The organism is Stenotrophomonas sp. (assembly GCF_050737575.1).
Classification (GTDB): Bacteria; Pseudomonadota; Gammaproteobacteria; order Xanthomonadales; family Xanthomonadaceae; genus Stenotrophomonas.
Genome location: NZ_JBOHXW010000007.1, coordinates 91,626 through 114,211, shown reverse-complemented (window position 1 = coordinate 114,211; position 22,586 = coordinate 91,626). Strand labels below are relative to the sequence as shown.

24 protein-coding genes and 3 tRNA genes are annotated in these 22,586 nt (G+C 63.7%); 13 read left to right on the top strand and 14 right to left on the bottom strand.

The window, feature by feature from the left end:
* Nucleotides 1-164 precede the first annotated feature (164 nt).
* Nucleotides 165-926: a sulfite exporter TauE/SafE family protein gene (locus ACREP4_RS13975; RefSeq protein ID WP_431596792.1), complete on the bottom strand. Its 762-nt coding sequence runs from the start codon at nucleotides 924-926 to the stop codon at nucleotides 165-167.
* A gap of 598 nt (nucleotides 927-1,524) precedes the next feature.
* A complete protein-coding gene (crp, locus tag ACREP4_RS13970) occupies nucleotides 1,525-2,214 on the bottom strand; it encodes a cAMP-activated global transcriptional regulator CRP (protein WP_431596791.1) in 690 nt (229 codons plus the stop codon).
* Between the two features lie 152 nt (nucleotides 2,215-2,366).
* Between crp and speD the strand changes: the two genes are divergently transcribed.
* Together speD and sugE are read left to right on the top strand one after the other, a co-directional pair.
* Complete coding sequence (gene speD, locus ACREP4_RS13965) at nucleotides 2,367-3,161, top strand: adenosylmethionine decarboxylase (RefSeq protein ID WP_057506052.1); 795 nt, start codon at nucleotides 2,367-2,369, stop codon at nucleotides 3,159-3,161.
* Between the two features lie 144 nt (nucleotides 3,162-3,305).
* A complete protein-coding gene (gene sugE, locus ACREP4_RS13960; RefSeq protein ID WP_431596790.1) occupies nucleotides 3,306-3,620 on the top strand; it encodes a quaternary ammonium compound efflux SMR transporter SugE in 315 nt (104 codons plus the stop codon).
* Nucleotides 3,621-3,754: 134 nt separating this feature from the next.
* Here the strand turns inward: sugE and coq7 are convergent, their stop codons facing one another.
* Nucleotides 3,755-4,399, bottom strand: coding sequence for a 2-polyprenyl-3-methyl-6-methoxy-1,4-benzoquinone monooxygenase (gene coq7, locus ACREP4_RS13955; protein ID WP_431596789.1), 645 nt, complete (start codon nucleotides 4,397-4,399; stop codon nucleotides 3,755-3,757).
* 202 nt (nucleotides 4,400-4,601) lie between these two features.
* Here coq7 and rplM point away from each other — a divergent pair, with 202 nt between their 5' ends.
* Together rplM and rpsI are read left to right on the top strand one after the other, a co-directional pair.
* Nucleotides 4,602-5,030, top strand: a complete 429-nt coding sequence (gene rplM / locus ACREP4_RS13950) for a 50S ribosomal protein L13 (protein WP_431596788.1) — start codon at nucleotides 4,602-4,604, stop codon at nucleotides 5,028-5,030.
* Between the two features lie 2 nt (nucleotides 5,031-5,032).
* On the top strand, nucleotides 5,033-5,425 hold the full coding sequence (gene rpsI / locus ACREP4_RS13945) for a 30S ribosomal protein S9 (RefSeq protein ID WP_057631526.1): 393 nt from the start codon (nucleotides 5,033-5,035) through the stop codon (nucleotides 5,423-5,425).
* A 339-nt stretch (nucleotides 5,426-5,764) separates the two neighbouring features.
* Here rpsI and ACREP4_RS13940 read toward each other — a convergent pair.
* From ACREP4_RS13940 to ACREP4_RS13930, 3 genes are all read right to left on the bottom strand, one after another.
* Nucleotides 5,765-5,839: transfer RNA gene (locus tag ACREP4_RS13940), tRNA-Gln, on the bottom strand.
* Nucleotides 5,840-5,941: 102 nt separating this feature from the next.
* Nucleotides 5,942-6,016, bottom strand: a tRNA-Gln gene (locus ACREP4_RS13935).
* A 26-nt stretch (nucleotides 6,017-6,042) separates the two neighbouring features.
* Nucleotides 6,043-6,119, bottom strand: a tRNA-Met gene (locus ACREP4_RS13930).
* Nucleotides 6,120-6,238: 119 nt separating this feature from the next.
* Here ACREP4_RS13930 and ACREP4_RS13925 point away from each other — a divergent pair.
* The 3 genes from ACREP4_RS13925 to bfr all read left to right on the top strand — a co-directional run bounded on the left by ACREP4_RS13925 (nucleotide 6,239) and on the right by bfr (nucleotide 7,711).
* Nucleotides 6,239-6,838 (top strand): RNA pyrophosphohydrolase, encoded by a 600-nt coding sequence (locus ACREP4_RS13925; protein WP_431596913.1) that lies wholly within the window; start codon nucleotides 6,239-6,241, stop codon nucleotides 6,836-6,838.
* An 87-nt stretch (nucleotides 6,839-6,925) separates the two neighbouring features.
* Entirely contained in the window at nucleotides 6,926-7,126 is a 201-nt protein-coding gene (locus tag ACREP4_RS13920) for a (2Fe-2S)-binding protein (protein WP_431596912.1), read from the top strand.
* A gap of 114 nt (nucleotides 7,127-7,240) precedes the next feature.
* On the top strand, nucleotides 7,241-7,711 hold the full coding sequence (gene bfr / locus ACREP4_RS13915; RefSeq protein ID WP_431596787.1) for a bacterioferritin: 471 nt from the start codon (nucleotides 7,241-7,243) through the stop codon (nucleotides 7,709-7,711).
* 199 nt (nucleotides 7,712-7,910) lie between these two features.
* On the opposite strand, the gene ACREP4_RS13910 is transcribed toward bfr, so the two are convergent.
* The 3 genes from ACREP4_RS13910 to ACREP4_RS13900 are packed head-to-tail and all read right to left on the bottom strand — an operon-like array spanning nucleotide 7,911 to nucleotide 12,673.
* Nucleotides 7,911-10,184 (bottom strand): ATP-binding protein, encoded by a 2,274-nt coding sequence (locus tag ACREP4_RS13910; protein WP_431596786.1) that lies wholly within the window; start codon nucleotides 10,182-10,184, stop codon nucleotides 7,911-7,913.
* A gap of 1 nt (nucleotide 10,185) precedes the next feature.
* Nucleotides 10,186-12,000, bottom strand: a complete 1,815-nt coding sequence (locus tag ACREP4_RS13905) for an EAL domain-containing protein (protein WP_431596785.1) — start codon at nucleotides 11,998-12,000, stop codon at nucleotides 10,186-10,188.
* Between the two features lie 31 nt (nucleotides 12,001-12,031).
* A complete protein-coding gene (locus tag ACREP4_RS13900) occupies nucleotides 12,032-12,673 on the bottom strand; it encodes a DUF4126 domain-containing protein (protein WP_431596784.1) in 642 nt (213 codons plus the stop codon).
* Between the two features lie 174 nt (nucleotides 12,674-12,847).
* Here ACREP4_RS13900 and ACREP4_RS13895 point away from each other — a divergent pair, with 174 nt between their 5' ends.
* The 6 genes from ACREP4_RS13895 (at nucleotide 12,848) to ampE (ending at nucleotide 16,752) form a co-directional block, all read left to right on the top strand.
* Nucleotides 12,848-13,588, top strand: coding sequence for a DUF6776 family protein (locus tag ACREP4_RS13895; protein WP_431596783.1), 741 nt, complete (start codon nucleotides 12,848-12,850; stop codon nucleotides 13,586-13,588).
* A 2-nt stretch (nucleotides 13,589-13,590) separates the two neighbouring features.
* Nucleotides 13,591-14,028, top strand: coding sequence for a bactofilin family protein (locus tag ACREP4_RS13890; protein ID WP_431596782.1), 438 nt, complete (start codon nucleotides 13,591-13,593; stop codon nucleotides 14,026-14,028).
* 31 nt (nucleotides 14,029-14,059) lie between these two features.
* On the top strand, nucleotides 14,060-14,446 hold the full coding sequence (erpA, locus tag ACREP4_RS13885) for an iron-sulfur cluster insertion protein ErpA (RefSeq protein ID WP_431596781.1): 387 nt from the start codon (nucleotides 14,060-14,062) through the stop codon (nucleotides 14,444-14,446).
* Between the two features lie 27 nt (nucleotides 14,447-14,473).
* Nucleotides 14,474-14,806 carry a hypothetical protein gene (locus tag ACREP4_RS13880; protein ID WP_431596780.1) on the top strand — a complete coding sequence of 111 codons (333 nt, stop codon included), beginning with the start codon at nucleotides 14,474-14,476 and terminating at the stop codon, nucleotides 14,804-14,806.
* 79 nt (nucleotides 14,807-14,885) lie between these two features.
* Nucleotides 14,886-15,794 carry an NAD(+) diphosphatase gene (gene nudC, locus ACREP4_RS13875; protein WP_431596779.1) on the top strand — a complete coding sequence of 303 codons (909 nt, stop codon included), beginning with the start codon at nucleotides 14,886-14,888 and terminating at the stop codon, nucleotides 15,792-15,794.
* 70 nt (nucleotides 15,795-15,864) lie between these two features.
* Nucleotides 15,865-16,752: a regulatory signaling modulator protein AmpE gene (gene ampE / locus ACREP4_RS13870; protein WP_431596778.1), complete on the top strand. Its 888-nt coding sequence runs from the start codon at nucleotides 15,865-15,867 to the stop codon at nucleotides 16,750-16,752.
* Between the two features lie 231 nt (nucleotides 16,753-16,983).
* Here the strand turns inward: ampE and ACREP4_RS13865 are convergent, their stop codons facing one another.
* The 5 genes from ACREP4_RS13865 to yccS form a co-directional block, all read right to left on the bottom strand.
* The gene (locus ACREP4_RS13865; protein ID WP_431596777.1) at nucleotides 16,984-17,373 is read right to left on the bottom strand and encodes a DUF2752 domain-containing protein; all 390 of its coding nucleotides are present in this window, start codon (nucleotides 17,371-17,373) and stop codon (nucleotides 16,984-16,986) included.
* 20 nt (nucleotides 17,374-17,393) lie between these two features.
* Entirely contained in the window at nucleotides 17,394-17,768 is a 375-nt protein-coding gene (locus tag ACREP4_RS13860) for a CD225/dispanin family protein (protein WP_431596776.1), read from the bottom strand.
* Between the two features lie 30 nt (nucleotides 17,769-17,798).
* Nucleotides 17,799-18,158: a hypothetical protein gene (locus tag ACREP4_RS13855; RefSeq protein ID WP_431596775.1), complete on the bottom strand. Its 360-nt coding sequence runs from the start codon at nucleotides 18,156-18,158 to the stop codon at nucleotides 17,799-17,801.
* 100 nt (nucleotides 18,159-18,258) lie between these two features.
* Nucleotides 18,259-20,148, bottom strand: a complete 1,890-nt coding sequence (locus ACREP4_RS13850; protein WP_431596774.1) for an MFS transporter — start codon at nucleotides 20,146-20,148, stop codon at nucleotides 18,259-18,261.
* A gap of 215 nt (nucleotides 20,149-20,363) precedes the next feature.
* On the bottom strand, nucleotides 20,364-22,562 hold the full coding sequence (gene yccS, locus ACREP4_RS13845) for a YccS family putative transporter (RefSeq protein WP_431596911.1): 2,199 nt from the start codon (nucleotides 22,560-22,562) through the stop codon (nucleotides 20,364-20,366).
* Between the last annotated feature and the right edge of the window lie 24 nt (nucleotides 22,563-22,586).

The window sequence follows — 22,586 nt, the reverse complement described above, 5'->3', positions numbered from 1 at the left end:
CACGCGGGGTGAAGACATGCGGCTTACGAGCCACCGGCTCGTGCATGGCTGAACGCCACGCACGCTGTGCGTGGCCGGGGCGCGGAGCGAGGTGCCCGAAGGGCGGATGAGGGGAACGTTTGACGTTCAGCCAAGTACCGCAGGATCCAGCGCAACCCCAGCCCTCAGCCCGCGCGCAGCTTCATCAGCGCCATGCCGATCTGGAACACGCTGATCGACAACACCAGCACGCCCACCGCGATCAGCACCCAGCGCTCCTTCACGCGCTTGACCAGCAGCGCCGCCACCGGCGCGGCCATCATGCCGCCGACCAGAAGTCCGGCGACGATGGACATGTGCTGCATCCCCATCGACAGCAGAAAGGTCGCCGAGATCGACAGCGTCACCACGAACTCAGCCGCATTAACCGTGCCGATGGTGGTCCGCGCCTGACCGCCACGCGCCAGCAGCGTAGAGGTGGCCACCGACCCCCAGCCGCCGCCACCGCTGGCGTCGAGCAGACCAGCGAAGAAGCCCAGCACCGGCACCCGCTTCACTTCCTGACGCGAAGCAAAGCGGCCAGCGGCTCGGGCCAGGATGAAGATCGCCAGTACCAACAGATACAGATAGATGAAAGGCCGTACGAAGTCGCCAGGCAGCTGGGTCAGCACATACGCGCCGATGGCACCGCCGACCGCACCCGGTATCGCCAGACGCAGGAACAGGCGTTTGTCGACGTTGCCGGCCACCAGGTGCGACACACCCGATGCGCCGGTGGTGAACACCTCGGCGGTATGAATGCTGGCGCTGACCGCCGCAGGCGGCAGGCCCATGCTGAGCAGCACCGAGGACGAAATCAGCCCGAACGCCATGCCCAGCGCGCCGTCCACCAGTTGCGCGCCCAGCCCGATCAGGATGAACCAGTAAAATTCGCTACCAAATTCCATGCGCGCAGCCTGCGGGGCAGGGGCGACGGGGTCAAGGTGAATGCTCGAAACGGCCAAGCCCGATGACCAGCGCGGCCAGCACGTTGTCGGGAGCGCGGGCTGTCCGGAGGTTGATCATCCCGGCATTCTTGCGCGATCACGGGTGACAATTTGTCCGATGTCGCGGTCACCATTCCGTGATCCGTAGGCTGGGCTGCAATCCCAGCGAGTTTTCCGCGCAATCCTGACGACGAGACGCCGCCGCGCAGGCGAGAAACGCGCGAACGGAAAGGCTTGTGCGCGAAAAGGCTTGTGTCAGAGCCCGTTGGGGGAGCTTGATGAGCGCCGAATCTCGGCTGGGCGGCTGAAGCGCCGACGCCGAGGCGCCAAGAATGCTGATCCCATCCCTTCTCTCGTTAACGGGAGAAGGTGCCCCGAAGGGGCGGATGAGGGGGCTTTTGATGTTTTCGAGAAACTTGAGGCCGGCTCGGGGGCAGCATGCGTTGACCTGTTCGGTTGATGGGGTCCGATCGATGAGCCCATCACCACGCACCGTTATATCGCCGGTGCTCTCCTCAGCACCCGGCAACGTCACAGCCGCCGGGATAATCCGCAAAAACTATCGCGTCCCGTACAGGACCACCGTCTTGCCGCGCGCATGCAGGATGCCGTCCACCTGCAGCTTCTTCAGCACTCGACCGGCCATTTCGCGCGAGCAACCGACCAGACGGGCGATTTCCTGACGGGAAACACGCAGCTGGGTGCCCTGCGGATGGCTCATCGACTCCGGCTCCTTGGCCAGGTCGTGCAGCGTGCGGATGATGCGGTCGGTCACATCCAGGAACGCCAGGCGGCTGGCCTTGCGGCTGGTGTGCAGCAGGCGCCGGGAAATCTGCGAGCCAATGGCGTACAGCAGTTTCGGCGCGTCGACCGACAGCGGCCCCAGGAACAGCTGGTGCAGACGCTCGTAGCTGATCTCGGCCAGCTCGCACGGCGTCCGGGTGCGCAGGATGACTTCACGTTTTTCAGAGTCGATGAACAGGCCCATTTCGCCGACGAACTCGCCAGAACCGAAGTAACCCAGCACCAGTTCGCGGTCGTCGTCCTCCTCGGCGATGATGCTGACCGAGCCGCTGATCACGTAATACATGGTCCCCGCAGGGTCGCCCGGGCGGAACACATCCGTCCGTGCGGGGTAGCGGCGGCGGTGGCTGTGGGCCAGAAAGCGGTCGATGGTGGCTATATCGAGAGCCAGCGGACTGGTGGCGAGTCGCACGTTGGACACTGTATTGGCGTTCCCTGAGCTCATGATGGCGTTCACATAAAGAATGAACTTGCTTAACGGGCAAGCTTAACGAGGCCAATCATAAGCGGCAAACCCGGCTGACGGGGGACACGTTTCACAGGGGGGCACTTTGCCCCATACTTCCCCCTTTCCCACCATCTACAGGATCGACCGCCGTGGTCAAGCCGTTGCCTCGCCTGAGGTTGCAAGGATTCAACAACCTCACCAAGGCCTTGAGCTTCAACATCTATGACGTCTGCTATGCGCGTACTGAAGAAGAGCGCCAGCGTTATATCGAGTACATCGACGAAGAGTACAACGCTGATCGTCTCACGCAGATCCTCACTGATGTGGCCGAGATCATCGGCGCCAACATCCTGAATATCGCGCGCCAGGACTATGATCCACAGGGTGCGTCGGTCACGATTCTCATTTCCGAGGAACCGGTGATCGACAAGAAGGCTGCGGGCAAGGAGTTGATCTCCGATGCCGTGGTCGCCCACATGGACAAGTCGCACATCACGGTGCACACCTACCCGGAGACCCATCCGCAGGAAGGTATCGCAACGTTCCGTGCCGACATCGACGTGGCTACCTGCGGCGTCATCTCGCCGCTGAAAGCGCTGAACTACCTGATCGAGAGTCTGGAATCAGACATCGTGATCATGGACTACCGCGTGCGTGGCTTTACTCGTGATGTGAAGGGCAAAAAGCATTACATCGATCACAAGATCAACTCGATCCAGAACTTCCTGGCCAAGAACATCAAGTCGCGTTACGAGATGTTCGACGTCAACGTCTATCAGGAAAATATCTTCCACACGAAGATGCACCTGAAGGACTTTGATCTGGACCAGTACCTGTTTGAAGAGAAGGCCAAGAACCTTTCCTTCAAGGAGCGTATGAAGATCGAAGCACTGCTGCGTCGTGAGATCGAAGAGCTGTTCCACGGCCGCAACCTGGCCGAGTAAGCATCAACGCGGCGGCGGGCCTGGCCCGCTGTCGTGACAACCGGCGGGACGGCCCGCCCTGCAGCAATGCAGACGTTTACCGATGGCGGTTCGGTGCATGCACCGGGCCGCCATCTTTTTTCTGGCTGTAAAGGAAGTACTGCAATGCCTTGGATCTACCTGCTGTTGGCGGGCGTATTTGAAATTGGTTTCGCGTTGGGGCTGAAGTACAGCGAGGGTTTCACCCGCTTGTGGCCCAGCGTGATCACGGTGGTGATGGCCGCCATCAGCTTGTGGCTGCTGACCCAGGCGCTGCGCACCATTCCTGTGGGCACCGGCTATGCGGTGTGGACCGGCATTGGCGCCGTGGGCGTGGCAATCGCGGGCGTGTTCCTGTTCGGCGACAGCGCCTCGTGGCCCAGGCTGCTGTGCATCGGCCTGATCGTGGCCGGCGTGATGGGCTTGAAGCTGGTCAGCTGACCGATCAAGCAGGGCGCTGCCGAACCGCGTTCGGCAGGGCTCCCATGTAGTGCCGAGCCATGCTCGGCAAGGGGCTTCGCCGCCCAAGCCCCAGCGACGCACGGCTCCACTCTGCGATGCGCCCGCGCTTCGGCTTAAACCCGATACGCGATGGTCTTCATTGCCTTGGATGCCAGCGCCATCACCGACGGAATCGGGAAGGGCAGCTTGCGTGCACCGGCATGTTCGGCGTGATCGGCGTGGCGGGCTTCGTCGATCTTCATCACCTTGATGATCTCGCGGCTGCGCTGGTCGGCCGGCGGCAGGGTTTCCAGGTGCTCGTCCAGATGCGCTTCCACCTGGCGCTCGGTTTCCACCACAAAGCCCAGGTTCCAGCCATCACCGCGCAGCCCGGCCAGCGTGCCGATGGTGTAACTGCCGGCGTACCACAGGGGATTGAACAGGCTTGGCCGGCTGCCCAGCTCACGCAGGCGGTCGGCGCACCAGCTCAGGTGATCGGTTTCTTCCTGCGCCGCCGCCAGCAGATGTTCGCGGGTGGCCGGGTCACGGGCCACGGCGGCCTGGCCGAAGTACAGCCCCTGCGCGCAGACTTCACCCACATGATTGATGCGCATCAACCCGGCGGCGTGCCGTGTCTCTGCCGGGTCCAATACGACTTCCGGTGTATCGCCCGCCGGATTGGGGCGCGCCGCTGGCGGATTGCCGAACACCGTATCCAGCGCGCGCTGTGCTTCGGTGAGCAGGTGATCCAGAGGAGTCTGTACGCGGGCGCTGGTCATGTTGGTTGCAGGCAAGTGGGGTGCCCGGATTCTCGCCGCTGGCTCCCGGCCTGCCAAGGCCGCCCGTTCATGAAGGGCTTGGGCAGGTTGCGCCGGCCCCTCTGGGCCAGTACAATTCCGCGCTTCTGTTTCATCTTCACAACGCGTGGCAGAGTTCCGGCCGTCCAACGCCGCAATGAGCCCGACCTAACTAGAGTTCTTTATGAGCACTTTCACTGCAAAGAACGAGACCGTCCAGCGCGACTGGTACCTCGTTGACGCCGCCGGCAAGACGCTGGGCCGTCTGTCCACCGAGCTGGCTCGCCGCCTGCGTGGCAAGCACAAGCCGGTCTACACCCCGCATGTTGACACCGGTGATTACCTGGTCGTCATCAATGCCGACAAGATCACCGTTACCGGTAACAAGCTGAAGGACAAGAAGTACCATCGCTTTACCGGTTACATCGGCAACCTGAAGACTGAGTCTCTGGAGCAGGCGCTTGAGCGTCACCCGGAGCGCGTGATCGAGATCGCCGTCAAGGGCATGCTGCCGAAGGGCCCGCTGGGCCGTCAGATGTACCGCAAGCTCAAGGTCTACGCTGGCACTGAGCATCCGCACGCCGCACAGCAGCCGCAGGTTCTGGATATCTAATCATGGCTATCACTCAAAACTACGGCACTGGCCGCCGCAAGTCCTCCACCGCTCGCGTGTTCCTGCGCAAGGGCGCCGGCAACATCACCGTCAATGGCCGTCCGCTGGACGAGTTCTTTGGCCGTGAGACCGCACGTATGATCGTGCGTCAGCCGCTGGAACTGACCAAGAACACCGAAACCTTCGACATCCTGGTCACCGCCGCTGGCGGCGGCACCACCGGCCAGGCCGGTGCGATCCGTCTGGGTATCGCTCGTGCGCTGGTTGAATACGACGAAACCCTGAAGTCCGAGCTGCGTAAGGCTGGCTTCATGACCCGTGACGCTCGTGAAGTCGAGCGTAAGAAGGTCGGCCTGCACAAGGCACGTCGCGCTACCCAGTTCTCCAAGCGTTAATCGCTTTGGGGTGGGATTCTTCGGAATCCCACTGGGAGGAAAGCAAAAGCCCGGCTTCGGCCGGGCTTTTGTCGTTTGGGAATCGGGACGGGGGATCTGGATGGATCAAGGCCGAAGCCCTCTTTCCTGGGGTGGCGCTGTGGCGAGTGCGGGGCGGGGTGTTTGCCGGCCTTTGCATTCCCGCCTCCTTCCTTTCGTCGAAGTGGGGCGGTGCTCTTGATCTGGGTTTTGCTCTGGCTTCAGCCTTTGCGAATCCCGAATCCCGAATCCCGAATCCCGAATCCCGAATCCCGAACAAAAGAAATGGCCCGATCTTTCGATCGGGCCATTTCTTTTGTCTGGCAGCCCCGGAAGGATTCGAACCTCCGAATGTCTGAGTCAGAGTCAGATGCCTTACCGCTTGGCGACGGGGCTATAGTGCGCGGCGATTATCGCACATCCGGCCTGCTGGTTGGTCCCGGTTGTGGTGTCATGAAGCAGAAAGGGCCTGATCTTTCGATCAGGCCCTTTTGTGTCTGGCAGCCCCGGAAGGATTCGAACCTCCGAATGTCTGAGTCAGAGTCAGATGCCTTACCGCTTGGCGACGGGGCTGTAGTGCAGGTCAAACCTGCGTCCCTTGGTGGCTATGGGTGGACTCGAACCACCGACCCCAGCATTATGAGTGCTGTGCTCTAACCAGCTGAGCTACATAGCCTCGGGGAGCCGGCAATTCTGAGCATATGAAGATGAACTGTCAATAGTTTTTTCTTTGCTTGTGGCCCGGGCAAGGCCATGGCAGAGTCCCTGACAGTAGAAATTTTAGGAGTCCGCATCGTGATCGATCCGGACGGCTATCGACCGAACGTCGGCATTGTGCTGATGCGGGAAGACGGGCAGGTGTTCTGGGCACGACGTGTGCGCCGGGATGGCTGGCAGTTTCCGCAAGGTGGAATGAACACCGATGAGACGCCTGTCGAGGCCATGTATCGCGAGCTGCAGGAAGAAACAGGCCTGCTGCCTGAACACGTTGAAGTGCTGGGGGCGACCCCTGGCTGGCTTCGCTATCGGCTGCCCACTCGGGCCATTCGTCGTAATGAACGGCAGGTCTGCATCGGACAGAAGCAGGTCTGGTTCCTGCTGCGTCTGACTGGCGATGAAGCCCATGTGCGTCTGGATCTGACCGAGACACCAGAGTTTGATAGCTGGCGCTGGGTGGATTTCTGGTACCCAGTGGAGCATGTGGTGATGTTCAAACGCGGGGTTTACGCACGCGCTTTGAGGCATCTGGCGCCGCTTGCGCGGGGCATTGCCAGCGCAGATGTCCAGTCGATGCCGGCCGCGGCGCAGGAGGCCTGGTTGCCGGGCAACACCGCCGGGCATGACCGGCCGCGCAAGCTGCAGCGGCGTCAGGGCGGCTGGCGGAAGCAGAGTTAATAATGATTAACGCTCGAAATTGACAACCATTCGCATTTGCGTTTGAATGCCATCCAGCCGATCTGGCTGTCCGAAGAGCACTGCGCCGTGTACGTCTGTATCTGCAATGGGGTTACCGATCACCAGATCCGTGAGGCCGCGCTTGCCGGTTGTGACACCGTGGCTGAGCTGACCATGCGTACCGGTTGCGGCTCCAATTGCGGCTCCTGCCTGGACATGGCCTCGGGGCTGTTGGATCAGGCGCGTGCTACCCGCGAGCTGCCGCTACCGATGCTGCGGGCCGCCTGAGCCTGCCTGCGCCGTGCCTTCCGGGTGCGGCGGCTAATGATCACGATTCGCGTTCCTTCATGGCGCTCCGGCAACGGGTAAAGTGCCCCCGTTACGACAGCGGGAGCTAATGCAATGAAGGGCGACGCCAAGGTCATCGAATTCCTCAACAAGGTCCTCTACAACGAGTTGACCGCCATCAACCAGTACTTCCTGCACGCCAAGATGCTGAAGAACTGGGGGCTGAAGGAACTGGCCGAACACGAGTACAAAGAATCCATCGACGAGATGAAGCACGCGGACGTGCTGTCTGATCGCATCCTGTTCCTTGAAGGTCTGCCGAACTTCCAGGCGCTGGGCAAGCTGCGCATCGGTGAGAACCCCATCGAAATTCTCAAGTGCGATCTGGCGCTGGAGACGGAAGGGGTAACGGTGCTGCGCGATGCGGTGGCCTATGCCGAGTCGATTGGGGATTACGTCAGCCGCGAGCTGTTCGTGAAGATCCTCGATTCGGAGGAAGAACATATCGACTGGCTGGAAACGCAGTTGGATCTGATCGAGCGTATCGGCGAGCCGAATTACCTGCTCACCAAGATCGATGACTGATCAGCAACACCGGCGGCGCTGCGGACAGCTCATGTCACGCAGCGTGCGCTGCACATTGGAAGTCGCTCCCGCAGGAACCGCCGTGCATACGACGGTTCCTGTTGCGTTTCTGGCGGGCGCTGCGGTGGGTGGCGAACGGTTTGGCGATTGCATCTTCGCGCGGGCGTGAGCAGCGATGTCGCGCAGAACGCGCGCTTTTTCAGCTTTGCGGGAGTTGTTCGCCACGCATGTCGGCCTGATAGCCGAGCAGCATCTGGCGTGCGCGGGAGAACTCGGCAATCAGCTGGGCAACGCGGCTTGCCGGCTGTTCCAACGTGCCGGTGCGCACCGCGTGTTCCAGCTGCCGTGCTGCTTCGGACAGCGCCAGCGCGCCGACATTGGCACTGGATGACTTGAGGCTGTGCGCCACTTCGCCCAGACGCGCTTGATCGCTGATGGCGCTGGCTGCCTGCAGTTGCTGCAGCAGGATCAACGTCTCGTCGAGGAACAGCTGGATGATCATGTGGGTGTCATCGCCCGCGATCTCCACCAACTCATCCAACACCTTGCGTTCAAGGGTCGGAACCGTGGTGGCAGGGGCTGCCGTGCTGGCGCGTGCGTGGTCGAGGGGAATGCTCATGGTGACTACCGTGGGGCTGACGGGCGGTGCAGGTTTGAAGGCCTGCAGACAGGTCTGCAGCTGGCTGCGGGAAATGGGTTTGGAGAGATATTCGTCCATGCCGCTGTCCAGGCAGCGTTGGCGATCGCCGGCCATGGCATTGGCGGTCATGGCGATGATCGGCAGGCGCGGTTCACCGCTGTCGATTTCGTGTTGGCGCCAGCGCTGAGTTGCGGCATAGCCGTCGAGCACCGGCATCTGGCAATCCATCAGCACCGCGTCATAGCGTTGTTTGTGCATTTTGCCGAGTGCGATGGCGCCGTTCTCGGCGCGGTCGGTGTTGCAGCCCAATGTGCTGAGCAGCTTCTGGGCGACCAGCAGATTCACCGCGTTGTCTTCCACCACAAGCACCGACATGCCGCTGATATCGGCGTCGGTGCTGGCGGCGGGCGGTGCGATCACGTCGACCGGTTCCTGCGCGGGAGTGCTGACGTCGGTCAGTGCGCTGCGCAATTCCGAATCCGGCAACTGGCGTGGCAACAGCGTGGCGTTTTCGCGGAGCCCGTCGGGCACCGACACGTCCCCATACAGCCACAACATGCGCGGCATATCGGCGTCCATGCGATTGATGGCGCGCTGCAGTGCCGCGGCGCCGTGGCGCAGTGGGCCGAGGTCGCCGATTACCGCGTGCCAGCCGCCGGACACTGCCGGATTGCGCAGGCGTTCCAGCGCTTCCTGCAGGTTGTTGGCGACGCGCGGTTGGTAGCCCCAGGTGGGCAGCACCAGTTCCAGCCGTTGCCGCAGGCGCGGTTCGGGCGTCACCAGCAGTATCTGACGCGTGTTGCGCAGGTGCTCGGGACGGTGCAGGTCGCCGATGACTTTCAACAGTGGAATCTCGAACCAGAACGTCGAGCCGCGGCCCGGGTGTGATTGCACGCCGATGCTGCCGCGCATCAGGTCGATGATGCGCTTGCAGATGGCCAGGCCAAGCCCGGTGCCGCCGTACAAACGCGTGGTGGATGCGTCGGCTTGCGTGAAGGACTCGAACAAGCGCTCGCGCTGGCTGGCGTCCAGGCCGATGCCGGTATCGCGCACTTCAAAACGCAGCTGATGCTGCGCCGGGGTTTCGCCCAGCCGTTTGACCCGCACCTGGATGCTGCCGCGCTCGGTGAACTTGATTGCGTTGACCAGCAGGTTGCCCAGCACCTGACGCAGGCGCACCGGATCGCCGCGCACTGGCAGGCGCACGGCGGGATCGATGTGCAGCGAGATATCCAGGCCTTTGTGCTCGGCGGTGCGCTGCATCAGCAGCAACATGCCGTCCAGTGTCTCGCGCAGATTGAAGGTGGTGACTTCCAGTTCCAGCCGGTTGGCTTCCAGCTTGGAGTAATCAAGGATGTCATCAACGATGCGGAACAGCTGGCGCGAGCTTTCGGTGGCGGTGGACAACATGCTGCGTTGTTCCATGTCCAGCGGGCCGCGTGCGACCAGTTCCAGCATCGGCAGGATGCCGTTGAGCGGCGTGCGGATTTCGTGGCTCATGGTGGCCAGGAACTCGCCCTTGGCCAGCGTCGCTGCTTCGGCGACTTGCTTGGCCTGCAGCAGTTGTTGCTCCAGGCGGCTGTGGCCGACTTCGGATTGGCGCAACTGTTTGCATTCCAGTTGCAGTTCTTCGCTGTGCAGCTGCAATGCGTGATGGCGATGACGCGCTGCATTGGCATGCCATGCGGCGAACAGTGCGGCCAACACGCCGGCCGACCCGGCAACCGTGCCGGCGATGGCCGGCAGCGGTGGCAGGAATGGCGTTGCAACTGCCGCTGCGCCGCACACGGCGGCTACCAGTGCCCAGTTCCGCGTCCCCCCCGAGACGCTCACTTCAGAGCACCGCGTTCTGGAAGTCGAAATTCAGCTCGTTGCCAGCGCGCTGTACGACGTTGCCCTGGATGAAGTCCACGCCGCCCATCCACATTGCCGCGGCGGCCTGCGGGTCTTCGATCTGCTGACCGATGATCTGCAGGTTGGCGCGGTGTGCGTGGTCGATGGCTTCACGCAGTTCGTCGCGCAACTGCTGGCTGGTGTGGCTGCCGGCATAGCGTGCGGCCATGCGGATGAAACTCAGCGGCAGTTGCGTCAGCAGCGCGTTGGCTTCGTCACTGGGCTCGAATTGGCTCAGGCAGAACTGCACGCCGGCCGGCATCAGCTGCGCACAGAACTGTTGCAGGCTCACCGCATGTACCAGCGCGTCGGACAGGCGCACATCGATCACCAGGCCATTGCCGGCCACCTGGCGTTCCTGCAATGCCTTGATCAGCCATTGCGCATAGGCACTGCGCGACAGCGTGCGCAGCGATTGCGAGACGAACAGGCGCAGCGGCGGTTGTGCGAACTGATACAGATGCAGCAAGCCGAGCGCGTGCTCGACCACCTGCTGGTCAAGATCGGCGATGCGACCGGCGGCTTCCGCGGCCGGAATCACCTGCCCGGCAGACAGCAGCGTGCCGTCACTCTGGCGCAGCCGCAGCAGCACTTGGTACTGCGCGGTGTCGCCACCGGCGACGGCGACGATGGGTTGATACGCGAGTTCCAACTGGCCATCCAGCAGCGCCAGATGTTCGTCGTTGAGCGAGGCTTCGTCCGAGGTGTAAGCCGCGACGCCGTTATTGCTCAGGCGTGCCTGCAGCGCGGTGCGTTCCACCGCTTCCAATGCGTTGTCGGCATCGCTGAAATCGCCGGGCAGCGGTGCGTGGCCAACGGCGCAACGCAGGAAGACCGATTCGTCCTCGCGCGCCGCAAACGGCTGTGCGGACAGACGCTCGCGAATGCGCTGGGCCAGCGGCTCGACGGCATCGCTGGGGATATCACGCGCCAGCAGCAGGAAGCTGTTGTCGTTGAGGCGCGCCAGCAGGTGCGGTTGCAGGTTGTCGGCCAGACGCTGTCCTGCCTGCACCATCAGACGCTCGAAACTGGCGTAGCCGTAGCGCTCACGCAGCCCCAGCGCGCTGGCGATTTCGATGAACATCACACCGCCGGGCTGCTGCTCGGTCAAGGTCGCCTGCAACTGCCGCATCACGTTGTGGCGCGTCGGCAGACCGGTTTCCGGGTTGTTCAACATCGGGCCGTTGTCGATCTGGCCCTGCGCCTGCAAACGATTGCGGCGGATGCGATTGGCAACGGCGGCGACCAGATGGCGCGGCCGGATGGGTTTGACCAGCACGTCGTCGGCGCCGCAATCGAGCACTTCAAACTGACGGTCCGGATCGGCTTCGCCAGTGAGGAATACGATTGGCAGCAACTGCTGATGCGGCTGCTGGCGGATCATCGCGGTCAAGCGCATGCCGTCCAGCCCGGGCATATGCAGATCCATCAGGATCAAGTCCGGGTGGTGTTCGCTGATGGCCTGCTGCACGCCTTCGGCTTCCATCTGCACGAAGGCTTGCATGCCGGCGCCGTGCAACACGCTCTGTGCGAACAGGGCCTGCGAACGGTTGTCTTCGACGATCAACACGCGGTACGGCGTGTCATCGGCAACGGAGGGCGCGTTATGCGTGGCGTTGCCGGCTGCCTTGAGCTGCGCCTGCACGACCTCGGTCGGCGGCGCATTGCGCACGCTCCAGCGCTGCCAATAATCGGCGGGCGGTGTTTCCGCGCGGATGAGGCGGGCGCTGGGAATGAGGGTGTCGTTGCTGGCCATCGGTACTCCCGGTAGACCGGGGATTATGCGTTCAAGGAGCGGGTGGGAGCGAATGATCGCTGCCACTGGTTAGCGGTGTTGCGGCAGAGGCCGGTGCAGCGAAAAGGCGTTTGATCCCGCGCCACAGCATGCGCCAGACCAGCCAGACCGCTACCGCGCCGATGAGGCTGGTGCCCAGCACGAAGATCAGCGCCAGCCACGGGTGCACCAGTGCCAAGGCCAGCCCGCCGACCACCAGGCCGTCTTCGACAATGGACGCCATCCAATTGCTGGCCGGTTCCGGCGAGGTGTTGAGCAACGCGCGGGTGCCGGACTTCAGCCCGTGGCTGGCCAGCGCCACACCGGCGCCAGCGGCCAGCACGCCGGTGCTCAGCTGGCCATCGGAGGACAGCGTGGCCGCAGCGAGGAAGGCGCCGGCAGGCACGCGGGTCAGGGTTTGCAGCAGGTCCCAGATCGAATCCACGCCGGGAATCTTGTCGGCGAAGAACTCGGTGATGGCCAGCACGCCGGAGGTGCCCAGCACCCACCACGATTCGGTGGCCTGCAGCGCTGGCGGCAGGTCCACCCAGCCCATCAGCCCGGCGATACCGACGCCAAATACCGTGAGATAGACGCGGATGCCGGCCATCCAGGCCAGCAGGATGCCGATGACGAAAACATGGGCTTCGGTCATGGGAGCGGGCTTCCGGTAGAGAACTGTGAGCAGGATCGCAACTATCGAGCATGGTCGCCGTGATTGCCAGATGTGACGACCCCGGAACGCGGCCGGGCGGCGGTCGTTTACACTGGCCCGTCGTTTCAGACGGAGCACAGACGGAGCCCTTCGCGGGCGATGTCGGAGCCTGCCATGACCCACCGATCTGCTTCACGTTTTCAAATCACGCCACGCGGCACCGGCGGCCAACGGCCGGGCTGGGTGCCGATTGCCGTCATCGCCGGCGCTTGGCTGCTGTCCCTGCTGTTGGTGGGCTGGCTGGCGTCGCGCTACGCCTCGCCCGACTCCGGCGGTCTGCGCGAAAAACTGCGGCAGAGCGAGCAGCTGGTGGAACAGCAGCGCAGCCAGCTGGAAGAGCAGCGCCAGCGCCAGGCCACGCTGGAGGCGTCGGACAAGATCAGCCGCGCAGCCAATACCGAGGTGCAGGCCTCGCTGGCCGAGCGCGACGAGGAAATCGCCGGGCTGCGCGCCGATGTGGCTTTCTATGAACGGCTGGTCGGCTCGACCAGTCAGCGCAAGGGGCTGAATACGCATTCGGTGGAGTTCTCGCCCGAAGCCGCCGGCACCTGGCACTACAGCGTGGTCCTCACCCAGAACCTGAATCGCGGCGCCATCAGCCAGGGGCAGATGCGCTTCTCGGTCGAAGGCGTGAAGGACGGCAAGCTGACCACGGTCAGTTGGGACGACCTGCACCAGCGCAAATCGGTGCCGGGCCAGGAATATTCGTTCCGTTATTTCCAGCAACTGGACGGTAGCGTGATGCTGCCCCGGGATTTCACACCGCAACGTGTGCGAGTCTCCCTCTCCGGGCCTGGGGGGGGCGCGACACAGACATTTGATTGGAAACTCGCCGGTAACGGCAGAGGGGAATAAGCATGTTCAAAAGCAAGTCCAAGAGCAGCAGTGAGCTGTCCGTGGATGCCCTGATCGGGTCCCAGGTTGAGATCCGCGGCGACGTGGTGTTCAGCGGTGGCCTGTATGTGGATGGCCGCATCATCGGCAAGGTCATTGCCGCCGAAGGCAGCGAGGCAATGCTGACGCTGGCCGAGCACGGCCACATCGAGGGCGAGATCCGCGCTGCGGTGGTGGTGCTCAGCGGCCGTATGGATGGCGACGTCCACGCCACCGAGCGGGTCGAGCTGACCCCGAGCGCTCGCGTAAACGGCAACATTCATTATCAGGTCGTGGAAATGAATGCCGGTGCGCAGCTCAACGGCCGCCTGGTGCATACCGCCACGATGGCTGCCCTGCCGGCCCCGGAAGACAAGCCGCTGGACCGGAAATCGAAGAAAGCTGAAGCCGCCGAAGCTTGAAACCGCCTCGGTGCGCCCCCATGCTGACCGCATGAGTACGCTAGTTTCCCTGCCCGGCGCACAGCCGGCGCCTGACTACCAGTCCCTGGACCGCCCGTTGAACTTCACCGCGGCGGCAGCGGCCAAGGTGCATGAGTTGATCCAGGACGAAGGCAACGACGCCCTGGCCTTGCGCGTGTATATCCAGGGCGGCGGCTGTTCGGGCTTCCAGTACGGTTTCGAGTTCGACGAGAACCGCGCCGAGGACGACCTGGCTGTGGTCACCAATGCGGTGACCCTGCTGGTGGATCCGCTGAGCCTGCAATACCTGATGGGGGCCGAGGTGGATTACAGCGAAAGCCTGACCGGTGCGCAGTTCGTGATCCGCAATCCCAATGCCCGCACTACCTGCGGCTGCGGCAGCAGCTTCTCGGTCTGATTCCGGTTCGGTTTCTGTAAGCGCCGCATGCAATCCAATCTCGAAGAACAGTTCCACGCCGCCATGCTCAACATCTATGAGCAGGGCACGCGGCTCAAGCCGTCGTACCGCGCCACGCGCTTTCGGCAGATGGTGCTGAGCCTGGGCGGCAAGGCGGCGGCCGATCAACTGCTGTCCGCGCCCGGTGTGTCCGACGGCTTCACCGAGTTGTTCCTGCGCGGGCCGGAAAATCTCAGGCTCAGCGTTGAGTACGTGGTGCTGCAGGAACCGTGGCGTCCCTTGTTCACTGACGAGCAGCGGGCGGTGGCGCGCAAGCGCCTTCACGACATGGGCGTGGAGCTTCCCGAAGGCGCCGCCTGAGGGTTCGCGGCGGATCGCGCGGTGGAAGCCGCCTCGCCCATGCTTGCGATGGACACACTTTGGCGGCAGGCTCTGACGGATGCCCAATCCTGATCGTTCTTTCTCTGGATATTCCTTCGCGGGCGCAGCGCTGAACCGCGGCGATGCCCTGCGCGACGACCCTGATGCACTGAGCAAGCTGTGGCCCGACGCGCGGGTGCTGGTGCTCGATGGCGATGGCACCGCATTCGCCGATGCCACAGGTCAACCCTTCCTGATCAATGGCCGTGAACTGGGCGGTGGCCCGGGTGCGTCCGTGTTCCTGGGCTTGAGCGCCGAGGGCCGCGCCTGGTTTGTGGCCGAAGCGGGCACCCTCACTGTTCGCGCGCCGAACCGTATCGACCTGCGCCAGGCGGCGGCCAGTTGGCCCGCCGAAGCGGCGGATGTGTTCTGTTATGCGCGCGGCATGTCGTACTGGCATTCGCGCAACCGCTTCTGCGGTGTCTGCGGTGCGGCGGTGCGGTTTGGCCGGGCCGGCTTTATCGGCCACTGCGACCAATGCGGCACCGAGCATTACCCGCGCGTCGATCCGGCGGTCATTGTGGCGGTGGAGAACAACAACCGGCTGCTGCTCGGCCGGCAGAGCAACTGGGTGGCGCGTCGCTACTCGGTGCTGGCCGGCTTCGTGGAGCCGGGCGAAACCTTCGAGCAGACCGTGGCCCGTGAAGTGTTCGAGGAATCGAAGGTGCGGGTGATCGAATCACGCTACATGGGCACCCAGCCGTGGCCGTTCCCGGGCGCGTTGATGGTGGGCTTCTTTGCCACCGCGCAGGACGACACCCCGAAGGTGAACGGTGAGCTGGAGGACGCGCGCTGGTTCAGCGTGGAAGAGGTGGGTGCCGCGCTGCGCCGTGATGTGGAGGACGATGGCCAGGGCGTCCTGTTGCCGCCGCGCATCTCCATCGCGCGCACGCTGATCAACCACTGGTACCAGTGCAAGACAGGCTGACGGTGGCAGGCGACGGGCTTCCCTTTGCAAGGCGTTGGCAGGGCCTACAATCGCAGGCCGGAGGAAACGCATGTTCACAACCTTGGTAGCGGTGATTGCAGCATTGGTGCTGGGCCATCTGGCGCCGGCAGCGATGGCGTCGCTGCGCGACGGGCGCTGGTACGGGCGCTGGTTGCAATGGTGGCAAGGTCACACCGGCGAGACCACGGGCAGCCGCTATGGACTGGTGATGGCGATCGGCCTGTGTGTACTGGTGGTGGGGCTGCTGCAATGGGCATTGGACGGGCGCCTGTATGGCTTGCCGTCGCTGCTGTTCGGCGTTGCCGTGCTGGCCCTGTGCTGGGGACCGCGTGATCTGGACCGCGATGTCGAAGCGGTGATCGACGCCGACGACGCGAGCGGTCGCGATGTCGCCATCTCCCATCTGCAGGCTGGTGGCGGCAGCATGCGCGAGGATGCGCCGTCGCTGGTGGAAGCCACTACCGTCAATGCACTGCGGCGCTGGTTTGCGCCGTTGTTCTGGTTCCTGCTGCTCGGGCCGGTTGGCGCGGTGCTTTACCGCTTGCTGGCGCAGTCGCTGCAGGGCCCGCAATCGGCGCTGTTGTCCGATGCCGCGCGGCAGCGCGGTGCGGTGGCCTTGGCAGTGCTGGAATGGCCGGTGGCACAGCTGATGACGCTGTCGATGGCGTTGGTCGGCAATTTCGACACCGTGTTTTCTGCCTGGCGGCGTGCCGGCGGCAATCGCTTGGCGTTGGAGCTGGGCTTCCTGACGCAGGCGGCGCGTGCAAGCGTGGGTGCCGAGTTGGTGGAAGAGGCCGACGAGGCGCGTCTGACCGGCATCGAGCTGGCGGATGAGCGTTACCCCGAGCTGCGCGATGCGATGAGCCTAGTGTGGCGGATGCTGCTGCTGTGGATGGCGCTGCTGGCCTTGCTGGTGATCGCCGGCTGGGTAGGCTGAAAGCGGGGCGGCTCAGGTCGCCCGAGCAGGCGCATCGTTATCTACCGGAAGCGGTTCTCGTCCACCCAGCGGGGGAATGGCCTGGCATTGGTTGCGCTGCCTTCAGTCGTCCTGGGCTTGGGCGGCGCGCTGCGTAATCCCGCGGAACAATGACATTGGATGCGGACTGAAGCGGCAGGGATCGCGTCCCGGTGTGCGCGTGATTGGGTCGCTGCGGGAGCGGTGCTGGTTTCAGCCCGGCGCGAGCAGGGTGAAGGGAAACCACGGCAGATTGCGGAGGATCCAGAATCCGCCCAGTGTGCCGACCCAGAGCCACGGAGAAGCCATCGCGTTGGCGACCGGCTGCAGATACGCCGGCTTCCAGCCTGCGTGCCACGCCACGGCGAAGGGCGTGATCACCAGCAGCAGCATCGCAAGGACATTCATCTGCACCGCGGTGGCGATGTCGCCATGCGCCAACGCGTGCAGGGCACGGGTAATCCCGCACCCTGCACAGTAGTGACCGGTGAGGGTCAGAAACACGCAGGGCGGAAATGGATTGCCCGGCAGGTTTGGATCAAAGGTGCGCAACGCCCAGATGCCTGCCCCGGCCGTTACGGCGACCGGGAACGAAGCAAGCATCAGCCAGCGTCGCGACAGATTCACTGTGCGGCTTCGATCTGGCGACGGATCTGTTCGATCTGCTCCATGTAGCCTTCCGAGCCCATGTAGGCGAACGAGATGGCGCCGATGATCACGGCCAGGACCAGGATGCCGGTGGTGACCCAGGACCAGGTCTTGGCAGAACGCGATGCGCGCTCGGCGCCGGCCAGGTCACCCGCATTGAGCAGGGACTTCACCTTGCTGGCATACACGATGGCGACGATGCCGGTGATGATGCCCGGGAAGCTGTAGCAGGAGACGCAGCAGACCAGGAAGGAGAGCACGGTGACCACGATCGACCATGCCAGATGGGTCGGAATGGGGCCGTTGAAACCGGACGGCTGGGACGCATAAGGCGGCGGAACTGTGTTCATCGGGAACTCCTTGTGGGATGGAAGGCGGAACTAGCGTGATTTGCAGGCATTTGCTGCGGTCAGCGGCGAGATGATCATGGCCGCCACCCAGCACAGCGGCCAGGTGATCCAGCCGATGAACACGAAAAGCAGCAGGAAGTTGACGAAGGCCAGGGCCCAGTAGCCAAACATGAAGATCAGGCCGGTGCCGACGTTGCCGGCGTACATGTGGCCGATACCGAAGACCTGGAACAGGCCCGGGATCACTTCCAGCAGGGCGGCCACACCGCCGGATTTCTCCGGGTGGTGATAGTGATGCACTACCTGCGGTGCGACGGGCGCGGCATAGGCGACCGGCGCCGGTGGTGGCATCTGCGGTGCTGGCGGTGGCGTTGGTGCGGAACTGTCCATGTACTCCCCTGAAGCGTGGTGGCGTGCCGTCTGTATCCCCAGACGACACGCAATGGGCAGTAGCCTAGCCAGTTGTCCTACTTCTGGAAAGCGTAAATACCTACGCTTGGTCGCCGCGCAGGGCCCGCACGAGCGTTTCCAGCTGGACGGCATCGGTGCTGGCGCCATCCACGGCCGGGGCTGCGACTACCTCGACATGCGCGCGGAAGCGGCGCGGTACCCGCATCCGCCCCAGCCGCGTGTCGCGCCGGCTCCACATGCTCGACCACATGCCCTTCAGTGCCATCGGCACCACCGGCACCGGGCGTCGCGCCAGAATCCGCTCCACGCCGGACTTGAAGGCGGCGATCTCGCCGTCCTTGGTCAATGCGCCCTCGGGGAAGATGCAGACCAGTTCGCCGTCGGCCAATGCCGCGTCAACCTCGTCGAAAGCGCGCTGCATCAGGTCAGCGTTCTCCTTCGGGCTGGCAATCGGAATGGCCTTGGCGGTGGTGAAGATCCAGCGCATCACCGGGATGTTGAAGATTTTGTAGTACATGACGAAGCGCACCGGGCGCGGGATCGTCGCCGACAAGATCAGCGCATCCATGTAACTGACGTGGTTGCAGACGATCAGCGCGGCGCCTTCGTCGGGCACGTTGGCTTCCACACCGTGGACCCGCAGCCGGTACAGCGTGCGCACCATCACCCAGCTGAGGAAGCGCATCAGGAATTCGGGGACGATGCTGAAGATGTAGATGGCGACCACGGCGTTGCCGATGGCCAGCGCCAGGAACAGCTGCGGGATAGTCCAGTCGAACAGGCGCTGGGTAAGCAGGCCAAGCACCGCGGCCAGCACGATGAAGCCGGAGTTCTGGATGTTGAGCGCGGCGAACACGCGCGACATTTCCGACTTCGGCGTGCGGCTTTGAATCAGTGCGAACAACGGCACCACGAAGAAGCCGGTGAACAAGCCGATGCCGAGCAGGTCGATGATGATGCGCCAGCTGCCGGGTTGCTGCAGGAAACCGGCAACGTCCAAGCCACTGACCGTCACCGCGCCGGTGCGGGCGAAATACAAGTCCAGCAGGAATGCACTCATGCCGAATGCGCCCAACGGCACCAGGCCGATTTCGACGATGCGGCCGGACAGTTTTTCGCACAGCAGTGAACCGGTGCCGGTGCCCAGCGAGAACAGCGCCAGCGCGAAGATGTACAGCGTGGAGCCGCCGCCCAGGTTTACTTCCGCATAGGTCGGCAGCTGCGAGGTGAGCAGGGTGCCGAAGAACCAGAACCAGGACACGCCGAGGATGGCGTTGCGCACGGCCTTCTGCTTCTTGGCCATGCGCAGCACCACCAGCGATTCGCTGAGTGGATTCCAGTTGACCTTCAGTTCCGGCGCGCCGGCATCCAGGCGCGGGATCATGCGCGCGGCGATGTTGCCGGCCAGCGCCAGCGCGATGATCGCCACCGCCGCGACCATGGGGCCGTAGCTGCCGGCCAGCGCGAAGATCATGCCGCCGGCGATCATGCCGGTGAGGATGGAAATGGACGTGCCCATTTCGACCAGACCGTTACCGCCGGTCAGTTCCTCTGGCTTGAGGATCGACGGCAGCACCGAGTATTTCACCGGGCCGAACAAGGTGGACTGCAGGCCGGTGCAGAACAGCGCGATCAGCAGCACCGGCATGTTCTGGGTGAGGAAGCCGACGGCGGCCAGCGACATGATCACGATTTCCATCGCGGTGGTGATCACGATCAGCCGTTGCTTCTCCAGCTTCTCGGCAATCTGCCCGGCCAGCGCGGAGAACAGGAAGTACGGCAGGATGAACAGTGCCGGCGCCAGGTTCGTATACAGCGTGCGTTCTTCGCTGCTGACGCCCAGATAGAACAGCAGGCCGATGATCGCCTGGCGATAGACGTTGTCGTTGAACGCACCCAACGCCTGGACGATGAAGAACGGAAGGAAGCGCCGTTGCTTGAGCAGCGCGAACTGGTTGTGGCCTGACATCGTGTCTCCTCGGTTCTGCGCGGCACCTTAGCAGACCGCGATCACGCTGCCAGCGGGGCCGCGACGCGAGCGGTGGAGGGTTGGGCTGGCAGGCAAGGCCGAGCAGCTGCGGAGGTGAAAGGATTCGGCCGGTGGAGGCATGTCCGGGACATGCACGTGGTCGGCCATGCGGGCTGGCAGAGATCGCTCCTACCGTCAGTGTGTGCGCGTGCGGCTTAGGTCGCTCCTACAGCGGCGGGGGTTGGGCTTTGCAACTGGATCGCCTCGGCGGCGGTGCTGCGCAGCTTGGGCATCAGCCGCAGCATCAGCGCCAATTGGGTGCGCACCAGACGCGCCTTCTCGTCGATGTCATCGGGAATCTGTTCCAGTGCATCGGCCAGGGCGATTTCTTCTTCCTGCGGCGGTGCGGTGTCGCGTTTGGCCAGGGCCTCGGCGAGTTGTGACAGCGATTGCTGCAGCCGTTGGTGGCCGGCGGTGATCACCGGGTCTTCTTCGACCAGCGTGGATTGTGCGCGGTGTGCGCCCAGCGCCGACAGATAGCCCAGCAAGGTGTTGGACAACGCCAGAAAGCGGAAGCCGCCATCCAGATTGCCGCGTGCATAGCCGGGCTCGCGCAGCATGTGCGCCAGCGCAACCGACAACGCAACGTCGGCGTTGTGCATGTCGCGGCGGGCAACGCGGTAGGGCAGGTCGTCGCGCATGCCGCTGCGGTATTGGCCCAGCACTTCGTCCAGATACGCGGTGCTGGTGGCGAGCACCTGCGCCATCACCCGGTGCAGGCGACGGCCCTGCCAGTCGGGCAGGATCAGCAGCGAGGCGATGGCGGCGATGGCGCAGCCGATCAGTGTGTCCAGCAGGCGCGGCCAGATCAGCACAAAGCCATTGCCGAGCAGGTTGAAGCACACCAGCGCCATCACCGTGATCGCGGCGGTGGCCAGCAGGTAGCGGTCGGTGCGGTTGAAGAAAAACACGAGCGCCGCGACCAGTGCCAACAGCAATTGCAATTGGGTGCCGGGGAACAGCTGCATCAACGCCCACGTCGCGCCCAGGCCCACCAGCGTGCCAGCGATACGTTCGACCAGACGGCGGCGGGTGGCGCCGAAATGTGGACGGCACACGAACAGAATGGTCAGCAGAATCCAGTAGCCGTTTTCCGGGTGCACCAGTTTGAGCACGACATAGCCGGCGATCAACGCCACCGCGATACGCACGCCGTGGCGGAACAGCAACGAGCCGGTGGTGAGTGACTGGCGCAGACGTGTGGCCATTTCGCGCAGGGTGTGCGGCGAGGAATCGCGCAGGCGGGTGTCGATGCCTTCCATCGGCGTGTCGACCAGCGAGGCTTCGGAGAGCTGCCGTTCGATGCTGGACAGGTTGTGCGCCAGCAACTGCAGCGAACCGATCAGGCGCGTCCATTGCGGGCGTTTTTGTTCGCGCAGGTACTGCAGCGATTCGGTCAGGTCCTGCCCGGCCTGCAGCGCCTGTTCGCCATAGGTAAACGGTTGCCGCAGTCGAAGGGCTTGCCCCAGCGCTTGGCAGGCCTTGCCCTGCAGCGACAGCAGGCGCCGGCAGCGATACAGCACATCGCTGTGGAAAAACGTGTCGGCCAAAGACGCGTAGGGATAGTGCGAAGAGCTGGCGCGCTCGTGGAAATCCTGCGCCATGTAGTACAGCCGGAAGTACAGGCCCGATTGCACGCCGGGCCGGCCGGAGCGGCCGAAGCGGCTGAGGATGGCGGTCTTGGCGGTGTTCAAGGTCTCCACCACACGCACGTTCTGCTCGGCCAACGCCAACTGCCGCGCGTCCAGCTTGCCGTGCCGTACCGGCTCGAACAGGTCGGCCTTGAGCTGCAGGTAATGGCCCAGCTCGAAGAACACCCGCGCCAGTCGTTCGCGCACCGGGCGGTTGGCGAACATCGCCGTCCACAGGATCGACAACGCGCCATACCAGGCTGCACCGATGAGCAGGTGCCAGACTTCCTGCCATGCCGGGCCGGGCGATTTGAGCTGGTCCATCGCCAGCATGGTGTAGATGGCCAGGGTCACCGTGGCCTGGCCGATGGAGGCGTAACGCTCGCCCAGCGCGCCGAGCAGGGTCAGGCAGAACGCGGTCAGTGCCAGCGCAGTAATGAATGGCAACGGATGCGGGAACAACCACACCACCGAGGCCGCCGCCAGGCTGAAACACAGCAGCGACAGCACCACGGATTTGGTGCGGCCCCACCAGTTGTCATCGGTCTCGGCGATGGCGCTGGCGATGATGCCCAGGAACAGGCCGGGAATGGCGCCGATGCGGTCGTAGTACCAGCCGTAGGCCAGCACGCTGGTGAGCGCGATGAAAACGCGCAGACCGTAGCTGGCTTTTTCATGGGCCCAAAGCTGGCCCAGTTGGCGTTCGAGACGTGGCATGCCGATGACGTGGCCCATGCGATCAGTGAA